Source organism: Brevibacterium paucivorans (assembly GCF_016907735.1).
GTDB lineage: Bacteria > Actinomycetota > Actinomycetes > Actinomycetales > Brevibacteriaceae > Brevibacterium > Brevibacterium paucivorans.
Window position 1 is genome coordinate 1,980,657 of record NZ_JAFBCP010000001.1, and the last position, 18,611, is coordinate 1,999,267.

21 protein-coding genes are annotated in these 18,611 nt (G+C 59.7%); 18 read left to right on the forward strand and 3 right to left on the reverse strand.

Translation table 11 applies throughout. The features are described 5' to 3' along the window. Positions 1–8: 8 nt before the first annotated feature. The 9 genes from pgsA (at position 9) to dapF (ending at position 7,148) form a co-directional block, all read left to right on the forward strand. On the forward strand, positions 9–815 hold the full coding sequence (gene pgsA / locus JOE56_RS09170; RefSeq protein ID WP_102238787.1) for a CDP-diacylglycerol--glycerol-3-phosphate 3-phosphatidyltransferase: 807 nt from the start codon (positions 9–11) through the stop codon (positions 813–815). After that, positions 805–1,320 carry a CinA family protein gene (locus tag JOE56_RS09175; RefSeq protein WP_102238788.1) on the forward strand — a complete coding sequence of 172 codons (516 nt, stop codon included), beginning with the start codon at positions 805–807 and terminating at the stop codon, positions 1,318–1,320. Before pgsA ends, JOE56_RS09175 begins: the two co-directional genes overlap by 11 nt. A 100-nt stretch (positions 1,321–1,420) precedes the next feature. Further along, positions 1,421–1,747 carry a helix-turn-helix domain-containing protein gene (locus JOE56_RS09180; RefSeq protein ID WP_102238789.1) on the forward strand — a complete coding sequence of 109 codons (327 nt, stop codon included), beginning with the start codon at positions 1,421–1,423 and terminating at the stop codon, positions 1,745–1,747. Positions 1,748–1,818: 71 nt separating this feature from the next. Next, positions 1,819–2,049: a DUF3046 domain-containing protein gene (locus JOE56_RS09185; RefSeq protein WP_102238790.1), complete on the forward strand. Its 231-nt coding sequence runs from the start codon at positions 1,819–1,821 to the stop codon at positions 2,047–2,049. A 178-nt stretch (positions 2,050–2,227) separates the two neighbouring features. Continuing rightward, on the forward strand, positions 2,228–3,280 hold the full coding sequence (recA, locus tag JOE56_RS09190; RefSeq protein ID WP_102238791.1) for a recombinase RecA: 1,053 nt from the start codon (positions 2,228–2,230) through the stop codon (positions 3,278–3,280). A 6-nt stretch (positions 3,281–3,286) separates the two neighbouring features. Next, positions 3,287–3,838, forward strand: a complete 552-nt coding sequence (locus tag JOE56_RS11320; RefSeq protein ID WP_102238792.1) for a regulatory protein RecX — start codon at positions 3,287–3,289, stop codon at positions 3,836–3,838. Between the two features lie 39 nt (positions 3,839–3,877). Further along, positions 3,878–5,344 (forward strand): tRNA (N6-isopentenyl adenosine(37)-C2)-methylthiotransferase MiaB, encoded by a 1,467-nt coding sequence (miaB, locus tag JOE56_RS09200; protein ID WP_102238793.1) that lies wholly within the window; start codon positions 3,878–3,880, stop codon positions 5,342–5,344. Positions 5,345–5,346: 2 nt separating this feature from the next. Continuing rightward, positions 5,347–6,249, forward strand: coding sequence for a tRNA (adenosine(37)-N6)-dimethylallyltransferase MiaA (miaA, locus tag JOE56_RS09205; protein WP_102238794.1), 903 nt, complete (start codon positions 5,347–5,349; stop codon positions 6,247–6,249). After that, positions 6,246–7,148 carry a diaminopimelate epimerase gene (gene dapF, locus JOE56_RS09210; RefSeq protein ID WP_204515750.1) on the forward strand — a complete coding sequence of 301 codons (903 nt, stop codon included), beginning with the start codon at positions 6,246–6,248 and terminating at the stop codon, positions 7,146–7,148. Before miaA ends, dapF begins: the two co-directional genes overlap by 4 nt. On the opposite strand, the gene JOE56_RS09215 is transcribed toward dapF, so the two are convergent. After that, complete coding sequence (locus JOE56_RS09215) at positions 7,120–7,749, reverse strand: class I SAM-dependent methyltransferase (protein ID WP_102238796.1); 630 nt, start codon at positions 7,747–7,749, stop codon at positions 7,120–7,122. The two genes, dapF and JOE56_RS09215, sit on opposite strands and share 29 nt — an antisense overlap. A gap of 63 nt (positions 7,750–7,812) precedes the next feature. Here JOE56_RS09215 and hflX point away from each other — a divergent pair, with 63 nt between their 5' ends. Beyond that, positions 7,813–9,288, forward strand: a complete 1,476-nt coding sequence (gene hflX / locus JOE56_RS09220) for a GTPase HflX (RefSeq protein ID WP_239530423.1) — start codon at positions 7,813–7,815, stop codon at positions 9,286–9,288. 5 nt (positions 9,289–9,293) lie between these two features. Continuing rightward, positions 9,294–11,315, forward strand: a complete 2,022-nt coding sequence (locus JOE56_RS09225) for an ATP-dependent DNA helicase (RefSeq protein ID WP_102238797.1) — start codon at positions 9,294–9,296, stop codon at positions 11,313–11,315. Here JOE56_RS09225 and lexA read toward each other — a convergent pair. Next, the gene (gene lexA / locus JOE56_RS09230; protein WP_219722381.1) at positions 11,299–11,973 is read right to left on the reverse strand and encodes a transcriptional repressor LexA; all 675 of its coding nucleotides are present in this window, start codon (positions 11,971–11,973) and stop codon (positions 11,299–11,301) included. The two genes, JOE56_RS09225 and lexA, sit on opposite strands and share 17 nt — an antisense overlap. 282 nt (positions 11,974–12,255) lie before the next feature. On the opposite strand from lexA, the gene JOE56_RS09235 reads away from it, so the two are divergent. The 7 genes from JOE56_RS09235 to JOE56_RS09265 are packed head-to-tail and all read left to right on the forward strand — an operon-like array spanning position 12,256 to position 17,014. Next, on the forward strand, positions 12,256–12,549 hold the full coding sequence (locus JOE56_RS09235) for a LysM peptidoglycan-binding domain-containing protein (protein WP_102238799.1): 294 nt from the start codon (positions 12,256–12,258) through the stop codon (positions 12,547–12,549). Positions 12,550–12,558: 9 nt separating this feature from the next. Continuing rightward, positions 12,559–13,689, forward strand: a complete 1,131-nt coding sequence (locus JOE56_RS09240; protein WP_102238800.1) for a histidinol-phosphate transaminase — start codon at positions 12,559–12,561, stop codon at positions 13,687–13,689. Next, positions 13,686–14,285: an imidazoleglycerol-phosphate dehydratase HisB gene (gene hisB / locus JOE56_RS09245; RefSeq protein ID WP_102238801.1), complete on the forward strand. Its 600-nt coding sequence runs from the start codon at positions 13,686–13,688 to the stop codon at positions 14,283–14,285. Before JOE56_RS09240 ends, hisB begins: the two co-directional genes overlap by 4 nt. Beyond that, positions 14,282–14,878 (forward strand): hypothetical protein, encoded by a 597-nt coding sequence (locus JOE56_RS09250; protein ID WP_102238802.1) that lies wholly within the window; start codon positions 14,282–14,284, stop codon positions 14,876–14,878. The genes hisB and JOE56_RS09250 overlap by 4 nt, the downstream gene beginning before the upstream one ends. Continuing rightward, entirely contained in the window at positions 14,875–15,498 is a 624-nt protein-coding gene (hisH, locus tag JOE56_RS09255) for an imidazole glycerol phosphate synthase subunit HisH (RefSeq protein ID WP_102238803.1), read from the forward strand. The genes JOE56_RS09250 and hisH overlap by 4 nt, the downstream gene beginning before the upstream one ends. Next, entirely contained in the window at positions 15,495–16,238 is a 744-nt protein-coding gene (gene priA, locus JOE56_RS09260; RefSeq protein WP_204515752.1) for a bifunctional 1-(5-phosphoribosyl)-5-((5-phosphoribosylamino)methylideneamino)imidazole-4-carboxamide isomerase/phosphoribosylanthranilate isomerase PriA, read from the forward strand. The genes hisH and priA overlap by 4 nt, the downstream gene beginning before the upstream one ends. Continuing rightward, positions 16,235–17,014, forward strand: a complete 780-nt coding sequence (locus JOE56_RS09265; protein WP_102238805.1) for an SseB family protein — start codon at positions 16,235–16,237, stop codon at positions 17,012–17,014. Before priA ends, JOE56_RS09265 begins: the two co-directional genes overlap by 4 nt. On the opposite strand, the gene JOE56_RS09270 is transcribed toward JOE56_RS09265, so the two are convergent. Next, positions 16,992–18,482: a catalase gene (locus tag JOE56_RS09270; RefSeq protein ID WP_102238806.1), complete on the reverse strand. Its 1,491-nt coding sequence runs from the start codon at positions 18,480–18,482 to the stop codon at positions 16,992–16,994. The two genes, JOE56_RS09265 and JOE56_RS09270, sit on opposite strands and share 23 nt — an antisense overlap. Positions 18,483–18,611 lie beyond the last annotated feature (129 nt).

The following is an 18,611-nucleotide window of genomic DNA, read 5'->3' on the forward strand; positions in this document are numbered from 1 at the left end:
TAAGAGATATGAGTACCCCAGACCGCAAACAGGGTCAGCCGGAAACCACCTCGGCGGGTCAGCCGGAAACCACCTCGGCGACGCGCAAAGAACGCAACCGCGCTGCTGCTACGCGCACACGCATGCAACACGTGCCAAACGCGTTGACGGTGTTGCGCATCATCATGGTGCCGGTGTTTGCCGTGCTTTTGCTCATGCACGGCGGGCAGGACCCAACCCTGCGCTGGTGGGCACTGGGCGTGTTCCTTGTGGCAATGTTTACCGACAAACTCGACGGTGACATCGCCCGCAAGTACAACATTGTGTCCAACTTTGGGAAGCTCGCCGACCCCATCGCCGACAAAGCCCTCATGGCCGCTGCGTTCATTGGGCTGGCGATCGTGGGGGCTCTGCCATGGTGGGTTCCCGTGGTGATTCTGGTGCGCGAAATCGGTATCACCGTCATGCGCATGTTCATGCTCAAGTACGAAGTCATGCCGGCTTCGCGTGGCGGAAAGATCAAGACCGTGCTCCAGACGGTGACCGTGGCGCTGTATATCGCCGCCTTGCCGCTGGCCGTGGTGGCCCCCGCCGGTTTCATGTTCGTCTACGCGATCATCGCCGGATTCGCGCTCACGCTCACCGTTGTGGTCACCGTACTCACCGGTGTCGACTACGTTCTGCAGGCCCAGAAAATCAAGAAGGAAGCGGGCCAAAGTGAGGCAGACGCCAACGCAACTAACACCTCGGGAGCGACCAGCAAGGACGCGAAGCCTGACGTAAACCCGGACGCAAACTCAACCGACACCTCGGGCAAGGCGCCGAATGGCCGCTGACACCGGGTACCTGGCCACGCGCGTTGTTCACACGTACACGCAGCGCGGGCTCACGGTTGCAACGTGCGAATCCCTGACAGCTGGACTGGTTGCGGGGACGCTGGCCACCGTGCCGGGCGCGTCGAAGGTTCTGCGTGGCGGTCTGGTAACGTACGCCAGCGATGTGAAATCTGCGCTGGCTGGCGTTGATGCTGGGCTTTTGGAAACGGTCGGGGCTGTGGATGCCGAGGTGGCCCTCCAGATGGCGCGGGGTGCTCGGCGGGCGTGTGAGGCGGATGTTGCGGTGGCCTGCACGGGTGTCGCCGGGCCTGACGCACAAGATGGCAAACCTGTTGGTACCGTGTTCATCGCCGTGGTGGCTGGGGATGACGAAAGCGTGTGCGAACATGCGTTTGAAGGGGACCGAGCGGCGATTCGACAGAAGACTGTTGACGCGTGTTGTGAAGCGCTGTTGCGCATCACTTCCTGCGGAGTTTCTTTAAATCCCGTGGAAGACGACCTCTGAGGTTTAGTGCGAAACCGAACGCACTGTAGGGTTGTTGGAATAAACCACGTACCGGTACGGTTACACCTCTACACGTACCACGTCGCCTGAGGAGGCTATTTTGACCCTGCTCCGTACCGAAATCGGCGACACCCTGCGCGTTGCGCGACGTCGTCAGAACCGAACTCTTCGCGATGTCTCGATGGATGCACGTGTGTCGCTGGGGTACTTGAGTGAAATTGAACGCGGGCAAAAAGAAGCATCGTCTGAACTGCTCGCGTCCATTTGTGAAGCCCTGGACATGCCCGTATCGGTTCTTCTTCGCGAAGTTGCCGACAAGATTGCCCTGTCGGAAGGTGTTCTCGTTCCCGACACGGTGCCAGACAACTTCGAACAGATCGATGTACCCGGTGGGGTAGCGAAGCGAGCCTTCGCACAACAGCGATAGTAATGATGACAGTGGGCCGGGGCGTTGTGTGCCCCGGTCGCAGGTAGTCGCATGTAACGGAAGGGTCTTCTGTGCGCCATAGTGTCTATTGGGAGCTGATGAACGACGAGTTCGGCTCGGTTCGTGCAGCGTCGCTCCATACTGATTTGGCGCTGAGTTCATTAGGGTCCCTCACCGCTCATGAAGCACTTGAGCGAGGAGATGACCCTAAAACTGTGTGGATCGCTGTGTGTGACGCAACAGGTGTGCCACAAAGTCGCCGTCTGGGGACAGATAAGAAACCGCGGTCGAATCCCTTTTGATTCGCGACACGCGGGTGGTTTTACACGCAATGTTCGAACGTGTGTTCAATTTTCGCGTACGATGGTTCTGTGACATTAAGTGTGGCAAACGGGAGAGTTTTCCACATTTTTCTTTGTGAGGAATTTCTGTGTCAGTGCCTCCTCATAGAGTGCAACTAGACCATCACGAGGAGGAACCATGGCGACAAAGTCAAGTAACGCAAACGCTGGTGCCGACAACAAACAAAGGGCACTCGAAACTGCGCTCAGCCAGGTGGAACGCCAGTACGGAAAAGGCTCCATCATGCGTTTGGGTTCGCAGGAACGCCAACCCATTGAAGCAATCCCGACCGGTTCGCTCGCGCTCGACGTGGCGCTCGGAATTGGGGGACTGCCACGCGGCCGTGTGATCGAAGTTTACGGCCCAGAATCATCCGGTAAGACAACCGTTGCGCTCCACGCCGTTGCGAACGCGCAGAAGGCCGGCGGTCTGGCAGCGTTCATTGACGCTGAGCACGCGCTTGATCCGGAATACGCGGCCAAGCTGGGAGTCGACACAGACCAGCTTCTGGTTTCGCAGCCAGACACCGGTGAACAGGCGCTTGAAATCGCCGACATGCTCATCCGCTCAGGTGCGCTGGACATTATCGTGATCGACTCGGTTGCGGCTCTAGTTCCTAAGGCAGAAATCGAAGGTGAGATGGGTGACTCGCACGTGGGTCTCCAAGCCCGCCTCATGTCGCAAGCACTGCGCAAAATCACGGGTGCTCTGGCGCATTCCAAGACCACTGCCATCTTCATTAACCAGCTGCGCGAAAAGGTGGGCGTGTTCTTCGGTTCGCCAGAAACCACCTCGGGCGGTAAGGCGCTGAAGTTCTACGCGTCTGTGCGCCTTGACGTGCGACGGATTGAAACCTTGAAAGAAGGTGCCGACGCAGTTGGTAACAAGACGCGCGTCAAAGTGGTGAAGAACAAGGTTGCGCCTCCGTTTAAGCAGGCCGAATTCGACATCATCTACGGTCAAGGGATCTCACGCGAAGGTTCCATCATTGACATGGGTGTAGAGAACGGAATCGTGCGCAAGTCTGGCTCCTGGTTCACATATGAGGGTGACCAGCTTGGGCAGGGTAAAGAGAACGTTCGTAACTTCTTGCGCGACAATCCTGAACTCGCCGACGAAATTGAGACCAAGATCCTCATGAAGCTTGGCATTATCGAAGACGAAACCGAGGAACAGAAGCCTCAGGAGTGATAACTCGTGAGTAGCGCACAGCTCATTGAATCGCTACAACAGTCGATCGACAAGATCGAGGCGCACAGCGCACAGCCGGAACCCGATCCACAGGCGCACGACCCGGAATATAAACAAGCCAAGAAACGGGCTTTGAACATTTTGAGTGTGCGTGACTATTCGGTTGACGAACTTCGAAAGAAGCTCATCGCGCGCGAACACCCTGAAGACGCTGTTGAACGTGTGTTGGCCAAACTGCAACGAGCAGGGTTACTCAACGACGAAGAGTACGCACAGAACTACGTGCGGGTACACCGCGAGAAGCGAAACCTGTCCACGTCTGCGCTGCGGCGTGAGCTCGCTAAGCGGGGGGTCGCGGACAAACACATTCGTTACGCTCTCGACCAGGTAGAAGACGAGCACGAGGTGGCTTTCGGGGTGGCGCTGAAAAAGGCGCGTTCGACCGTTGGGCTACCGCGTGAGACGCGCATGCGACGTATTCTTGCGATGCTTGCCAGGCGTGGGTTCCCGCAGAGCATCAGCATGGATGTGACCTTGCGCGCACTCGACGAAACCTGAGCGGTTGTGCAGTGGGCAGCCCTGTAGAATGTAGGTCTGATGACTGACGTACTAAACCGCACCTATGAAGTGAAAACATACGGGTGCCAGATGAATGTTCACGACTCTGAACGCCTCTCAGGTCTACTCGACGACGCTGGATATACGCCAGCCCAGCCCAATGAACAAGCCGATGTCGTGGTGTTTAACACCTGTGCGGTACGCGAAAACGCCGACAACCGCTTGTACGGGAACCTGGGCCGTTTAGCAGAAGTGAAAGAAAGCCACCCAGAACTGCAGATCGCAGTGGGTGGGTGCATGGCGCAAAAGGACCGCGACACCATCGTGGAACGTGCCCCATGGGTCGATGTGGTGTTCGGAACGCACAACATGGGCGCACTTCCCGTACTCCTGGAACGCGCGCGTCACAACAAAGAAGCTCAAGTTGAGATCAAGGAAAGCCTCGAAGTTTTCCCCTCCACGCTTCCCACTAGGCGCGAATCGACCCATTCTGGGTGGGTGTCGATCTCCGTGGGGTGCAACAACACGTGTACGTTCTGCATCGTGCCCCACCTGCGCGGAAAAGAAAAAGACCGTCGCCCAGGTGACATCCTCGCTGAAGTCGAAGCTTTGGCTGCACAAGGTGTCATCGAGGTGACCTTGCTGGGGCAGAACGTGAACTCCTACGGAACCGAATTCCGTGACCGCCAAGCGTTCAGCAAACTTCTGCGCGCAGTGGGCAAAGTGCCGGGAATTGAACGCGTGCGCTTTACCAGCCCACACCCGGCTGCGTTTTCCGACGACGTCATTGAGGCGATGGCCGAAACCCCAACGGTCATGCCACAGCTGCACATGCCACTGCAGTCAGGGTCGGACACCGTGCTGAAAGCCATGCGCAGGTCCTACCGCACCAAACGCTTCATGAACATTCTGGACAAGGTACGCGAACGCATTCCGCACGCGTCGATCACCACCGACATCATTGTTGGATTCCCCGGTGAAACCGAGGAAGACTTCGAACAGACCATGGACGTGGTGCGCCAAGCGCGTTTCACTCAGGCATATACGTTCCAGTACTCAATCCGCCCCGGTACGCCGGCTGCCACCATGGAAAACCAGATTCCAAAAGACGTTGTGCAAGAACGGTTCGAACGCCTGGTCGAACTCCAAGACCAGATCGCGTGGGAAGAAAACAAGGCGTGCGTGGGCAATCAGGTTGAAGTACTCGTCAACAGTGGTCCTGACCCGCAACACGGGCGCATGTCCGGTCGAGCACGCGACAACCGACTCGTTCACGTGCGGGCTCAAGAAGGACTGGACGCGCGTCCCGGCGACATCGTCACAGCAACGGTGACCGAAGCGAAACCGTACTTCCTCATCAGCGATTCGGAATACACCGTGAGGCGCACACCGGCGGGCGACGCGTGGGACCTCTCCCAAGCAGAAAGTTGCGGCACCACGGGAGGGGCTGCCACCTCGGGACCCACCAACCTGGGACTGCCCACCATCCGAGTAGGAGCAAACTAACCGTGACCGTCATCAACGTTGTGGGGGCCACCGCAACAGGCAAATCAGACCTGGCAATTACTTTGGCTCACCACCTCGATGGCGAAATCATCAACGCAGACTCCATGCAGTTCTACCGCGGCATGGACATTGGGACCGCGAAAGTGGCACCCGAACAACGCGCGGAAGTCCCACACCACCTGCTCGACATCCTGGATGTCACGCAGGACGCCTCGGTCAGTGAATACCAACGCAGTGCGCGTGCCCTGATCGACCAGATCCACCAGCGGGGGCGTACCCCCATCATTGTTGGCGGATCGGGACTCTACGTGCGAGCGGCAACCGATGTCATGAACTTCCCCGGAACAGACCCGGCGATGCGGGCTCGGCTGGAAGGAATTGCCGACGCCGGAGCGCTTCACGACATGCATACGATGCTCGAAGAGCTCGACCCCAAAGCGGCCAGCACAATCAAACCTACCGACGCACGGAGGATTGTGCGGGCCCTTGAAGTGATTGCGCTGACGGGCGACACGTTCAGCTCTGAACTGCCCGAATACACGTACTTTACGCCCACTATCCAGGTGGGGCTGGCTCAAGACCGCGAAACCCTGCACCAGCGCATTGCCGACCGTGTCCACCTTATGTGGGACGCCGGTTGGGTCGACGAGGTGCGCACGCTGCTCGACCAGGGGCTGCGGGACGGGAAAACCGCGCGGCACGCAATAGGGTATGCGCAGATCATTGACTACCTCGACGACAAAATGAGTGCCGACTTAGCCATTGACTCAACAGTGACGCGAACCCGCCAGTTCGCAAAACGACAAGAAACCTGGTTCCGGCGCGACCCGCGCATCCAGTGGTTTGACGCCACCGACCCGCACACGCCACAGAACGCGCTTGACTACATCAAGGAGACCGCATGATTGACGGACAACTCGTTAAAGGACACGGAACCGCCAACGACTTTGTTCTCCTCCACGACCCCAACGGTGAGCACGCGCTAGACCCGGCTGGCGTGCGCGCGCTTGCTGACCGCCACACCGGGATTGGTGGCGACGGGGTCATTCGCGTGATTCGAAGTGCCACACTGGGCGAAGAAGCCGGGGACGTGGCTCATGACGGTGGTGCCGAATGGTTCATGGACTACCGAAACGCGGACGGCTCAATAGCCGAAATGTGCGGAAACGGAGTGCGCGTTTTTGCCCACTACCTGCGAACGTACGACCTTGTGCAGTCGCAGTCGTTTGCGGTTGGAACCCGAGCGGGCATCAAGCACGTCACAGTGATTCCGGACCCACTGGGCGGAGACGAGCCCTGGTACAAAGTCGACATGGGCAAGTGGCAACTGCCAGGTGGCGGTGAAGCGTTCGACGCAACAGTCGAAACACCCGGAGTCCGCGTAGCCCGCCCAGGACTGACCGTGGACATGGGCAACCCGCACACCGTGGTAGCCCTGGCTCACGCGGAAGAACTCGAAGCCGCCAAACTGCACGAACCCCCGCACGTCGAACCCGAACCACCAGCGGGAACCAACGTCGAATACATCGTGATCGAACCGGACAACGACCCCACAACAGGAACGTTGCGGATGCGCGTACATGAACGTGGAGTGGGCGAAACCCACGCGTGTGGAACGGGCACGTGCGCCTCGGCGCTGGCAGCCTACGTGTGGGCCGGGCGCGGCCCACAAGCCCCAACCACATGGACGGTACACCAACCCGGTGGGGCAGTCCGCATCGACATCACAGGAGAAACCGTGGCGCTGTCAGGGCCGGCGGTCATCACTTACGAAGTCACACCTCGGGATCTTCCGGTTTTGTAACCACCAAAACGCGGAAGCCTTTGGCAGACGCCTCCTTGCGCACATCCCAGCCACCCGGCAGATTCTCTACCATCCACGTGGCCAGCGAGTCCGCACCCAGGTTCTTGGACACCACAAGCCACGCTTCACCGCCGGGAACCAAGCGAGGAAGCCACGTCAAAAGAAGGTCGTGCAACACGTCCTTGCCCACACGAATGGGCGGGTTCGACCAGATTGCTGAGAACTGGACACTGTCCGGAATGTCCTGGGCAAGAACGGGAGTGACAGACGTCAGGCCGGCGGCTTTCGCGTTCTCGCGGGTCAGCGACAAGGAGCGCTCATTGACGTCTAATGCCCACACGCGCACATCGGTGTCGTCATCACGTGCTTCGAGACCGGCTTGCAGACTGATGGGGCCCCAACCGCACCCCAAATCCAGAATGTCCCCGGTAGGAGGAGCAGGCAGATTCTTCAACAACACCGCGGTTCCCGGATCCAGTCGCGACGGGGAAAAGACGCCCGCATCAGTGGTGACGTCAACTTCGCGACCAGCAAGACGCACCGTGATGGTGCGAGGCTTCGACGCAGTGTGCGGTTGAGATGAGAAGTAGTGATCGTTCACCCCATCATGCTAAAGCACCAGTGTGAAACAATAATGTCTCTAGCTATCGACAGAAAGAGCTCAATGCAATCAGATAAGCACCGCGAAATGATCGACAGGGTGCTGTCCCGAGCCTCCGACTCACTGACGGATGACCACCTCGCAAGCGACGACTACAGTCAGCTTGATCTTCTAGAACGTGAAGCACTACGACGTGTCAACGGACTATCGACCGAACTCGAAGACATTACCGAGGTCGAATATAGGCAGATTCGACTTGAAAACGTGGTGCTCGCAGGAGTGTATTCAGGTTCAACCGAAGAAGCAGAAACCTCGCTCCGCGAACTTGCCGCCCTAGCTGAAACCGCCGGTTCGCGTGTACTCGACGGGGTGTTGCAACGACGCGATACCCCTGACCCGTCCACGTACTTGGGGCGTGGAAAGGCGCAAGAGCTCGCCCAGATCGTCGCCAACGTTGGCGCCGACACCGTCATTACCGACACTGAACTTGCGCCCAGCCAACGCCGTGCGCTCGAAGACGTGGTTAAGGTCAAAGTGATTGACCGAGTTGCCTTGATTCTGGACATTTTCGCCCAACACGCTAAGAGCCGTGAGGGTAAAGCCCAAGTGGAGTTAGCACAGCTGGAATACCTGCTTCCGCGTTTGCGTGGTTGGGGTGATTCCATGTCCCGGCAAGCCGGTGGTCGTGTCGCCGGGGGTGCTGGAATTGGGTCGCGCGGACCTGGTGAAACAAAAATTGAGCTCGACCGTCGTCGTATTCGCACGCGCATGGCTAAACTCCGCCGCGAGATCAAGGCGATGGCGCCAGCCCGCGAAACCAAGCGCTCCAACCGCACCCGCAACAAGGTGCCCAGTGTGGCCATCGTGGGCTACACCAACGCTGGCAAGTCCTCCCTGCTCAACAGGCTCACGGACGCCGGGGTCATGGTGAAGAACGAACTGTTCGCCACCCTTGACCCCACAGTCCGTCAGGCGCACACAGCCGATGGCCGTGTGTTCACCTACACCGACACGGTGGGGTTTGTGCGCAACCTGCCTCACCAGCTCGTTGAAGCCTTCCGCTCCACGCTGGAAGAGGCCTCGGATGCCGATCTCCTCCTACACATTGTCGACGCCTCACACGCGGACCCACTGGCTCAGATTCGGGCGGTACACGAAGTGCTCAACGAAGCCGAAACCGGAGACATCCCCGAACTCATCGTCTTCAACAAAGCCGATATCGCGAATCCAGACACCCTGGCGCGCGTGCTCAACACGTACCCAAACGCCGTCGTTGTGTCCGCGCACTCGGGGCAGGGAGTCGAAGAGCTTCGTGACCGCATCGATGACCTGTTGCCGCGCCCGTCCCACCACATCACCGCACTCATCCCGTTCGACCGTGGTGAACTCATTGCCCGGGCCCACGATGAAGGCACGGTTGAGTCTGAGAAATACACCTCGCAGGGCACTTTGCTGGTGGCCATGGTGGAGCCCGATCTTCTGCACGAACTCGAACAATTTCGACAGCCAGACATGGTCGACCCACATACCTTTGGGTGAACCACATGAGCTCAGACGTAGAACAACTCCTTGACGCAGCCGTAGATGCCCTAGGCGGAACCCACCGCGAAGGCCAGACCACCATGGCCCAAGCAGTATCGAGCGCCTTGGACAACCAGACGCACCTGCTGGTGCAAGCAGGCACCGGAACCGGGAAATCCCTGGGCTACCTGGTGCCCAGTGTCGAATACACGCTGCGAACCGGTGACCGGGTCATCATCTCCACCGCAACACTTGCCCTGCAGTCACAGATCATCCAACGAGACCTACCCCGACTTACGAAAACGGTAGGGGCCATCACCGGGCGGAAGCCCACCTCGGCGGTGTTAAAAGGACGGCGCAACTACGTGTGCCTCCACAAGCTGGGAGGCGGGTACCCGGGTGATGAAGAGTCCGCCCTGTTTGACGTTGGGGCTGACATTCAAGGGCACCGAGGCGGCTCAATGACCGCGACCGAAGCCGAGATCGCGCGGATCCGGGAGTGGGCCGACGCGACCGCGACGGGGGATCGGGACGACCTGGTGCCTGGCGTGTCCGACCGGACATGGTCGCTGGTGTCCGTGAACTCGTTCGACTGCCTGGGGTCCACGTGTCCCATGTTCGAAGAGTGCTTTGCCGAACGCGCCAAGAACTCGGCGGCGGACTCCGACATTGTGGTCACCAACCACGCGCTCTTGGCGATTGAAGCGCAAGGGGAGCAGTCGGTGTTGCCGGAGCATTCGGCGGTGGTGATCGACGAGGCGCACGAACTGCGCGACCGCGTGACCGGCGCGCTCACCGGGGCAATCACGCATGCGCTTCTAAGCGCTGTGGCGTCGACTGCTAAGAAGCACACGGCCGCCACGGCGAACACCATTCAGGCGCTCACCAGGGCCAGCGATCAGTTTGCGACTGCCCTGGAAGAGCACGAGCCCGGTCTGTTGCGCGTGTGGCCAGAAGACCTGGGCGACGCGCTGTCAGCCGTGCATGACGCGTTGCGGGACTTGAGTTCGCAGGTCGGGGGAGTGTCCAAGGAGTCCGAGCCCGACGCTGGACGGCACATGGCACGCGCGCGCATTGATGAGGCGTATGAGCTGGTGGAGCGGTTGTTGGACCGCAACAGCAACGATGTTGCATGGATTTCGACGAACACGTTTAAGGAAACCACCACTACGTCGCTCGTAGTGGCGCCGCTGAGTGTGGCGGGTACGTTGCGGAACGGGTTGTTTGCTGAGTCCACCGTGGTGGCGACATCGGCGACACTGGCGTTGGGTGGCAAGTTTGAACCGGTTGCGGCTGCCCTGGGGCTGGCTGGGGAGGATGCGCCCCGGTACGACGCGATCGACGTGGGTAGCCCGTTTGACTACCAGAAGCAGGGGATCCTCTACGTGGCCGGGCACCTGCCCAAGCCCGGCAGGTCAGGGGTCAACGTTCAGGTGTTGGACGAAATCGTGGAACTGATTGAGGCATCCCGAGGTGGTGCCCTGGGACTGTTTTCGTCCCGGCGCGCCGCTGAAGAGGCTGCGCAGTTTGTGCGGGAACGCACGCGGTACCCGGTGTACTTGCAAGGCGAGGACACGTTGTCGGTCCTGGTGAGGGACTTCGCCGCCGATGATTCGGCTGTTCTGTTTGGCACAATGTCGCTGTGGCAGGGCGTGGATGTGCCGGGGCTGACCAACCGGCTGGTGCTTATCGACCGGATTCCGTTTCCACGCCCCGACGACCCGTTGTCGCAGGCGCGCACTCAGGCTGCAGCAGCTAGAGGTGCGAACGGGTTCATGGCGGTGTCGGCAACGCACGCGGCGTTGCGGTTGGCGCAGGGAGCTGGGAGGCTGATCCGCACGTCACACGACAGCGGTGTGGTTGCGCTGTTGGACTCGCGTGCGCGCACAGCAGGCTATTCGAAGTTTTTGCTCGACTCGCTTCCGCCACTGTGGCGGACCACTAATTCTGGACTGGTGAAGCAGGCCTTGCAGCGCCTGGCAACGGGAGTTGCTACCGGGGAAGCCGGCGCTGGGGCCGCTGCAACTTCTACAGCCGACGAATAACGGCGGTGACCAGGCCCATGATGAGCGCGTGATCGCCGTCGATGGGTTCGTAGTCCTTGTTCTCAGGGAGCAACCACTGCTTGCCACCTTCGCGCTTGAGCGTCTTCACGGTGGCTTCGTTGTCGAGTAGGGCGGCTACGATTTCGCCGTTGTTGGCCGTGGACTGTTTGCGCACCACGACCCAGTCGCCGTCGCAGATGGCCGCGTCGATCATGGAGTCACCTACGACCTGCACGAGGAACATTTCGCCTGAGCCCACAACCTGACGGGGGAGTGGGAAGACGTCCTCAACGTGCTGTTCTGCCGTGATGGGGCCACCGGCTGCGATGCGTCCCACGACAGGAACCAGTGCGGTGTTCGCGGAGGTTTCTGGGGTGATGTTGTTGTTGTACTCGATTTCGTCGGGGTTGACGACTTCAAGGGCCCGAGGTCGTTTAGGGTCGCGACGGACGTACCCCAAGCGTTCCAGCTGGTTGAGCTGGTGGGCAACAGATGACAGCGAGGCCAGGCCGGCTGCCTGGCCAATTTCACGCATGCTTGGTGGGTAGCCGTTGGTGTAGACGGCGTGTTCGATGCATTCGAGGACTTGCCGCTGACGTGGAGTCAGTCGCCTGTCGGTGCGTGAGATTGAGTCTTCTGGTAGTGAGCGCGAGTGCAGTGACTCTTGCTCTTGAATGTCTGCGATGACGCTTTCGTTGCGTGGGCGCCCCCGGCCCCGCTTTGCCTTTTCTGCCACGTTTCCTCCCAATGTGTGACCTGCTAAAACGTGCGATCCAAAAACTGTGTCAGACCCTCCTGGAACAGTCAGGTGTGAAAGCGAAAGGGATCGCGTTTGAATCTATTTTCGCACATTTGTTCTAGAAACAGTAGACATTTGTTCGAATGTTGTGTTCAATAGAACATAGATTCGATAGAACATTAGTTCGAATGGAGGAATGAGATGACACGAGTGGCTCGCACATATGCGGTTCGTCGGCTAGTGGTTGTGCTTGCGTTGGTTGTCGCGGCGTTCGCTATTAGCTTGGCCGTGTTGCCGGCGCAGGCTTCTGAAGGTGGGGCATCAGCTCAGACCGTGACGGTGACAGTGCAGGAGGACCAGTCGCTGTGGACTATCGCACGTGAGCACAGTGAAGGTGTTCCCACCGACCAGGTGGTGAAGCAGATTAAGGCGCTCAACGGCCTCGACGGCTCGCTTGTTCGACCCGGACAAAAGCTCGAAGTGCCCTCACGTTAAACTCGTGGCGTGGTTGAAAATCTCCCGGTTCGAAACGATCTGCGCGGTGCGAAGCCCTACGGCGCGCCAGTGCATGATGTGCCAGTGCGCCTCAACGTCAACGAGAACTCGTATGACGTTCCACCAGTCGTGGTCGAGGCGTTGCAGAAGAATCTTGGGGAGCAGCTTCAACATCTCAACCGCTATCCGGACCGTGAGTTCACTCGCCTGCGGGAGCTCCTGTCGCAGTACCTGTCCACGGTTCTGCAAAAGCAGGGCAACGGTGAGCTCACTCAGATTCCGCCCGAATGGATTTGGGCAGCCAATGGCTCGAACGAGGTTCTGTCCCACATTGTCCAAGCGTTTGCGGGACCAGGGCGCACAGGACTCGGATTTGAGCCAAGCTATTCGATGCACCCGCTTATCACCACATCGACGGGTGCCACATGGATCAAAGCCTCACGCAACGACGACTTCACGCTTGATGTGGACACGGCAGTTAACGCTGTGCGTGAGAACAAGCCAGACATCACCTTCATTTGTACCCCCAACAACCCCACGGGTTGCTCAACTCCGATTCAGGTCGTAGAAGCAGTTCTTGAAGAGACGGCAGGTATCGTCATCGTCGACGAGGCCTACGCCGAATTTGCGCGGCCAGGATTCCAAACTGCGCTCGATCTTCTTCCAGACAACCCGCGTTTGGTGGTTTCGCGCACCATGAGTAAAGCGTTCGCTTTTGCCGGTGCGCGCGTCGGTTACGCCGTTGCGCATCCGGACTTCATTGATGTTCTGCGCCTGGTGCGTCTGCCGTATCACCTGTCACGCCTGACTCAGGTGGCGGCGTGTGCAGCGCTTGAACACACGCCAGCACTGCTGGAAAACGTGGAACGCCTTGTGGAATCGCGCAACACCATGAGTCAAGCGTTGACGGAACTGGGGTACTCGGTCGTGTCCAGTGACTCGAATTTCCTGATGTTCGGAAACGTCACGGACCCGCAGGCGATGTTCGAAGCGCTTCTCGCACACGGCGTCCTGGTGCGCAACAACGGTATCCCCGGGCACTTGCGCGTCAACGCGGGAACCGACTTCGAAACCACGGAATTCATTCGCGCAATCACCGACGTGACGCGCACCCACCCTCACCTCCAAGGACAGGCATGACCCGCACAGCAACGGTTACTCGAACGACCTCGGAATCCGACGTCACCGTCACCCTCAACCTCGACGGAACCGGAACCTCAACCATCTCAACGGGCGTTCCGTTTTTCGACCACATGCTCACGGCGCTGTCCAAGCACTCATGCATCGACCTTGAGATCAACGCAACCGGCGACACACACATCGACGTACACCACACTGTGGAAGACACAGCGATTGTGATCGGCCAAGCGCTCAAAGAAGCGCTGGGCACAAAAGCCGGTATCCGCAGGTACGGACACGCGTATGTGCCACTTGATGAAAGCTTGGCGCGGGCAGTGGTCGACATTTCCGGGCGCCCGTACTTCGTTCACACAGGAGAACCTGAGGGGCAGCAGTATCACCTGATCGGCGGGCACTTCACCGGATCGATGGTGGGGCACGCGTTAGAATCGCTAAGTATTTCAGCTGGGCTGACAGCTCATGTGACGTTGCTGGCGGGGCGCGACCCCCACCACATTGCCGAAGCCCAGTTCAAAGCGTTCGCGCGAGCACTGCGCACAGCAGTCGAACCTGACCCGCGCACCGACGCCATTCCATCCACAAAAGGAGCCTTGTGAGCCGGACTGTCATCGTCACCCCGTTTGGACTGCCCAAACAGCTTGCCGCTGCATGCAAACTCAACAACATCGACGGGTACGTCGTCCCGGTCGGTGACTTTTCAGCGGTCGTGCAGCAGTCGTCCTCAACCGAGGAAGGCAACCGGGCAGCCTCGGCGATTTCCAAACTGGCGGGGAAGCACGAAGTCTTGCTGCTGACCCGTGCGGATGAACACATCGACGCCGGACACTACCGCCATGGAAAGCGCGAAGCCGATGTTCCCGCAGGGCTTGCGTTGAACAACCTGCCGGACATCGTGGAGAAGCTACTGCTCGAAACGATTGAACCGAAAACTGCCGAGGGCGCCATCGACGTCACGGCGATGAGTAGGTACGAAGCCTCGGCGGCAACCATGACCCCGGAGCGCGCTGCCCTTGCGCGCACCGCGCTTTTGTGGATGGTCGTGGCGCTCGTCGGGTTTATTGGGATCGTGCTCGGTGCGCTCGTAGCGCTTAACATCAACCCAATCGCGTGGGCCGGTGTCGTGGTCGCGGCGGTGATCTTCGGGTTCTCGCTCTATCGCATCAATGCGTTGTTAGCGAGACGCAAATGACGCAGGTCGTGGTGCTGGACTACGGGTCGGGAAACGTCCGATCCGCGGTTCGCGCGCTCGAATCCGCAGGAGCGCAGGTCACGCTCACCGGTGAGCGTGACGTTGCGCTGGACGCAGATGGACTGCTGATCCCAGGGGTTGGAGCCTTCAGCGCCGTCATGGATGCGCTCGAACGCGTGGGTGGCCACGACATTGTGCGCACACGCCACCAGCAGAACAAGCCCACACTGGGCATTTGCGTGGGCCAGCAGATCCTCTTCCAGTCAGGAACAGAGCACGGGACAACCACCTCGGGCATAGCACTGTGGTCGGGCACGGTCACTCACCTCAACGCTCCAGTCGTTCCACACGTGGGGTGGAACACCGTGACCCCTGCACAAGGGTCAGCGATGTTCGCAGGTGTCGAACATGAACACTTCTATTTCGTCCACTCATACGCGGCACACACGCACGTGCCCGGAGCGCTCAACACCACGTGCACCCACGGCGAACAGTTCATCGCCGCCGTGGAAGACGGGCCCACTTGGGCAACCCAGTTCCACCCAGAAAAATCGGGAGACGCTGGACTCACACTCTTAACTAACTGGCTGAAGCACGTTCGCAGCAAGGAGAATCAATGACCAACCTCGTAGACTCAGCGAAACTCACCCTTCTTCCCGCCGTTGACGTAGCCGACGGGCGCGCGGTCCGCCTGGTGCAAGGCGAGGCGGGGACGGAAACCGAATATGGTTCGCCAATCGAAGTTGCCGGCACGTTCGAAGAGCAGGGTGCCGAATGGATTCACCTCGTGGACCTCGATGCGGCGTTTGGTCGTGGGTCCAACCAGAAGTTGCTGGAGCAGGTGACCAAGTCCCTGTCCATCAAGGTTGAGGTGTCGGGTGGGATTCGCGATACCGAAAGCCTCGAACGTGCGCTTGATACAGGTGCCGAACGCGTCAACATCGGCACTGCGGCGCTTGAAAACCCTGAGTGGACCGCGCAGGTGATCAACGAGTACGGCGACAAGGTCGCGGTTGGTCTGGACGTGCGCGGAACCACGCTGGCGGCTCGCGGATGGACCCGTGACGGCGGCGACCTGTGGGAAGTTCTGGCGGCGCTGGAAGAAGCCGGATGCTCGCGGTACGTGGTCACCGATGTCACCAAGGACGGCACCCTGCGGGGGCCCAACACGGAACTGCTCAAGCAGATCGCGGAAAAGACACAGAAGCCAATCGTGGCGTCAGGTGGAATCGCGTCGCTTGATGACATCGCTGCGTTGCGCGAGCTGGTTCCATCAGGTGTCGACTCGGCGATCGTGGGGAAGGCACTATACGCCGGGAAGTTCACACTCCCTGAAGCTCTGGACGTCGCCAGCGAATGAGCCACGAAAACCAGGGGAAGAACACGGCTGATTCCGCGGGAACGCCGTGGGCTGGACGCGACCTCAAACCCAACCCGTTTTCCGGTGACACGGGGGAGGCAGACCAAGCGCTCCTCGACGCCCTCGACGCAGTTCATGCGAGCCCGTTTGAGCCGGCGTTGCACCAACAGGTTATTGGGGCGCTACGTGAAAAACGCGTGTACGCGCCGGTGCTCCCCACCGCCGTCAAGCACACTACTGACGAACGCGGGCTGGTACACGACAACAAGAGCGAAATGGCCATGGTCAGGCTGGCGGCCGCCGACGGTCGTGAATGCACCCCGGCCTTCACCGGGATTCGCGCCTTGACGGCGTGGCATGGAAACGCCCGGCCGGTGCCCACACAGGCGGAACGCTTAGGCGCGGCCGCGGTTGAAGAGGGCGCGCAACTGGTGGTGCTCGATCCAGGAAGTGAACGGGCCTTCCTGATTCGTAGGCCAGCGCTGTGGGCGTGGCTGCAAGGGTTGGACTGGACGCCAGCGTGGGCGAACCCGCAGGTGGTGAACGCGGTGGCTCAGGTTGCCGGGCGTCACAGTTGGATTGAATCCGTGGCCGTGGGCGTGGGGTCGGCGAACGTGGTGACCTCCGGGCCCGAGGTGTCCCTCACCGTCCGTGTGAACCGCGAGCCCCAGCCGGAAGAAGTCCAGGCGTTTAACGCGGAATTGAGTCAAACGCAGCAGGTTGTTGAGCTGGTTGACTCGCTCACTATGAGTTTTACTGACGCTCAGCGCGCGTAGCGGTCACCACGGACTCCACGCGTGCGCCCAGTTCGGCGTCAACGTTGCGCCAGTACTGGAAGATGCGGGGGAGTAGCTGGTCGTCGGTCACCGCCATGACGTGTCCGGCGATGTTCCCCACAAGGCGGTCGCGAGCGGCGTCGTCGAGGACGTTGCGCACCAGGTCGCCTGCCTGGTTAAAGTCCCCGTCGTTCTCACGCAAGGTAGCGGCTGCGCGGACTGCGTCACCGGAGAACGCGGTGATGTTCTGTTCCGTGACCCGTTCTGAATCAGCCTGTGGGCCACCGTAGGTGTTGGTCGCGTATTCGCCCATTTCCTTGGGGTAGTTTTCATGTGTCATGGCACCGTCGCGGCTGTAGCTACGTTTGGTTGCTGCGCGTGGCTTGTTGACGGGCAGTTGTGCGTAGTTGGGGCCGATCCGGTGACGGTGCGTGTCCGGGTAGCTGAACAGGCGACCCATGAGCATTTTGTCTGGTGACAGTCCGGTTCCGGGTACCAGTGATGACGGGGAGAACGCGGCCTGCTCAATTTCAGCGAAGAAGTCTTCCGGGTTGCGGTTCAGTGTCAAGGTGCCCACCTTGATGCGTGGGTAGTCCTTCTTCGATACGGTCTTGGTGACGTCGAAAATGTTGGTGTGGTAGTTCAGGCCTTCTTCGTAGGGGATCACCTGAACTTCGAGGTCCCAGCTGGGGAAGTTGCCGTCTTGGATCGCTTCGAAAAGGTCGCGGCGGTGGAAGTCGGCGTCCACGCTGGCCATCTGGTCGGCTTCGTCTTGGGAGAAGCCTTCGTGGCCGTACTTTTCGATGAATGCGGACTTCTGCTGTGAAATGAAGTGGTATTTGATCCAGAAGCGTTCACCCTGTTCGTTGATCCACTGGAACGAGTGCGATCCGTATCCGTTCTGTTCGCGCCACGAACGCGGGACACCCCGGTCACCCATGAGGTACGTGACCTGGTGGGCCGAGGCGGGGTTCTGGGTCCAGAAGTCCCACTGCATAGTGTTATCGCGCAGACCAGAGTCTGACCTGCGTTTCTGCGAGTGAATGAAGTCGGGGAACTGGATTGCGTCACGAATGAAGAACACCGGGGTGTTGTTGCCAACGATGTCCAGGTTGCCTTCGGTGGTGTAAAACTTCAGCGCGAACCCGCGAGGGTCGCGCCACGTGTCAGGCGAGCCCTGCTCACCGGCCACAGTCGAAAACCGGGCTAACACCTCGGTCTTAGTGCCTGGCTGAAACACGGCCGCGCGAGTGAAAGACGACACGTCTTCAGTCACCGTGAACGTTCCAAACGCGCCACCGCCCTTGGCGTGGACAACACGTTCAGGCACGCGCTCGCGGTCGAAGTGGGCGAGTTTTTCGATCAGGTAATGGTCTTGGAGGAGGATCGGGCCGTCGGGGCCCAGGGACAAGGAGTGCCGGTCAGAACCAACGGGTATGCCAAAGTCGTTGGTCGTGAAGTTGTCCATGAACTCTCCTGCTGGTGGTTGGACCATTTTCGCGCGAACGAGTTTATCAGTGCGGTAGTGATGGTCGCATGTCCGCGATCAATAGGGTGTCGATGTATGAGACGCACCGAGCGACCGTTCCAAAATCGT

What these genes read in the sequence shown, in the direction of transcription:
- pgsA (WP_102238787.1), top strand. Translation starts at nt 9, where the DNA reads ATGAGTACCCCAGACCGCAAACAGGGTCAGCCGGAAACCACCTCGGCG.
- JOE56_RS09175 (WP_102238788.1), top strand. Translation starts at nt 805, where the DNA reads ATGGCCGCTGACACCGGGTACCTGGCCACGCGCGTTGTTCACACGTAC.
- recA (WP_102238791.1), top strand. Translation starts at nt 2,228, where the DNA reads ATGGCGACAAAGTCAAGTAACGCAAACGCTGGTGCCGACAACAAACAA.
- miaB (WP_102238793.1), top strand. Translation starts at nt 3,878, where the DNA reads ATGACTGACGTACTAAACCGCACCTATGAAGTGAAAACATACGGGTGC.
- dapF (WP_204515750.1), top strand. Translation starts at nt 6,246, where the DNA reads ATGATTGACGGACAACTCGTTAAAGGACACGGAACCGCCAACGACTTT.
- hflX (WP_239530423.1), top strand. Translation starts at nt 7,813, where the DNA reads ATGCAATCAGATAAGCACCGCGAAATGATCGACAGGGTGCTGTCCCGA.
- JOE56_RS09225 (WP_102238797.1), top strand. Translation starts at nt 9,294, where the DNA reads ATGAGCTCAGACGTAGAACAACTCCTTGACGCAGCCGTAGATGCCCTA.
- JOE56_RS09235 (WP_102238799.1), top strand. Translation starts at nt 12,256, where the DNA reads ATGACACGAGTGGCTCGCACATATGCGGTTCGTCGGCTAGTGGTTGTG.
- hisB (WP_102238801.1), top strand. Translation starts at nt 13,686, where the DNA reads ATGACCCGCACAGCAACGGTTACTCGAACGACCTCGGAATCCGACGTC.
- hisH (WP_102238803.1), top strand. Translation starts at nt 14,875, where the DNA reads ATGACGCAGGTCGTGGTGCTGGACTACGGGTCGGGAAACGTCCGATCC.
- priA (WP_204515752.1), top strand. Translation starts at nt 15,495, where the DNA reads ATGACCAACCTCGTAGACTCAGCGAAACTCACCCTTCTTCCCGCCGTT.
- JOE56_RS09265 (WP_102238805.1), top strand. Translation starts at nt 16,235, where the DNA reads ATGAGCCACGAAAACCAGGGGAAGAACACGGCTGATTCCGCGGGAACG.
- JOE56_RS09270 (WP_102238806.1), bottom strand. Translation starts at nt 18,482, where the DNA reads ATGGACAACTTCACGACCAACGACTTTGGCATACCCGTTGGTTCTGAC.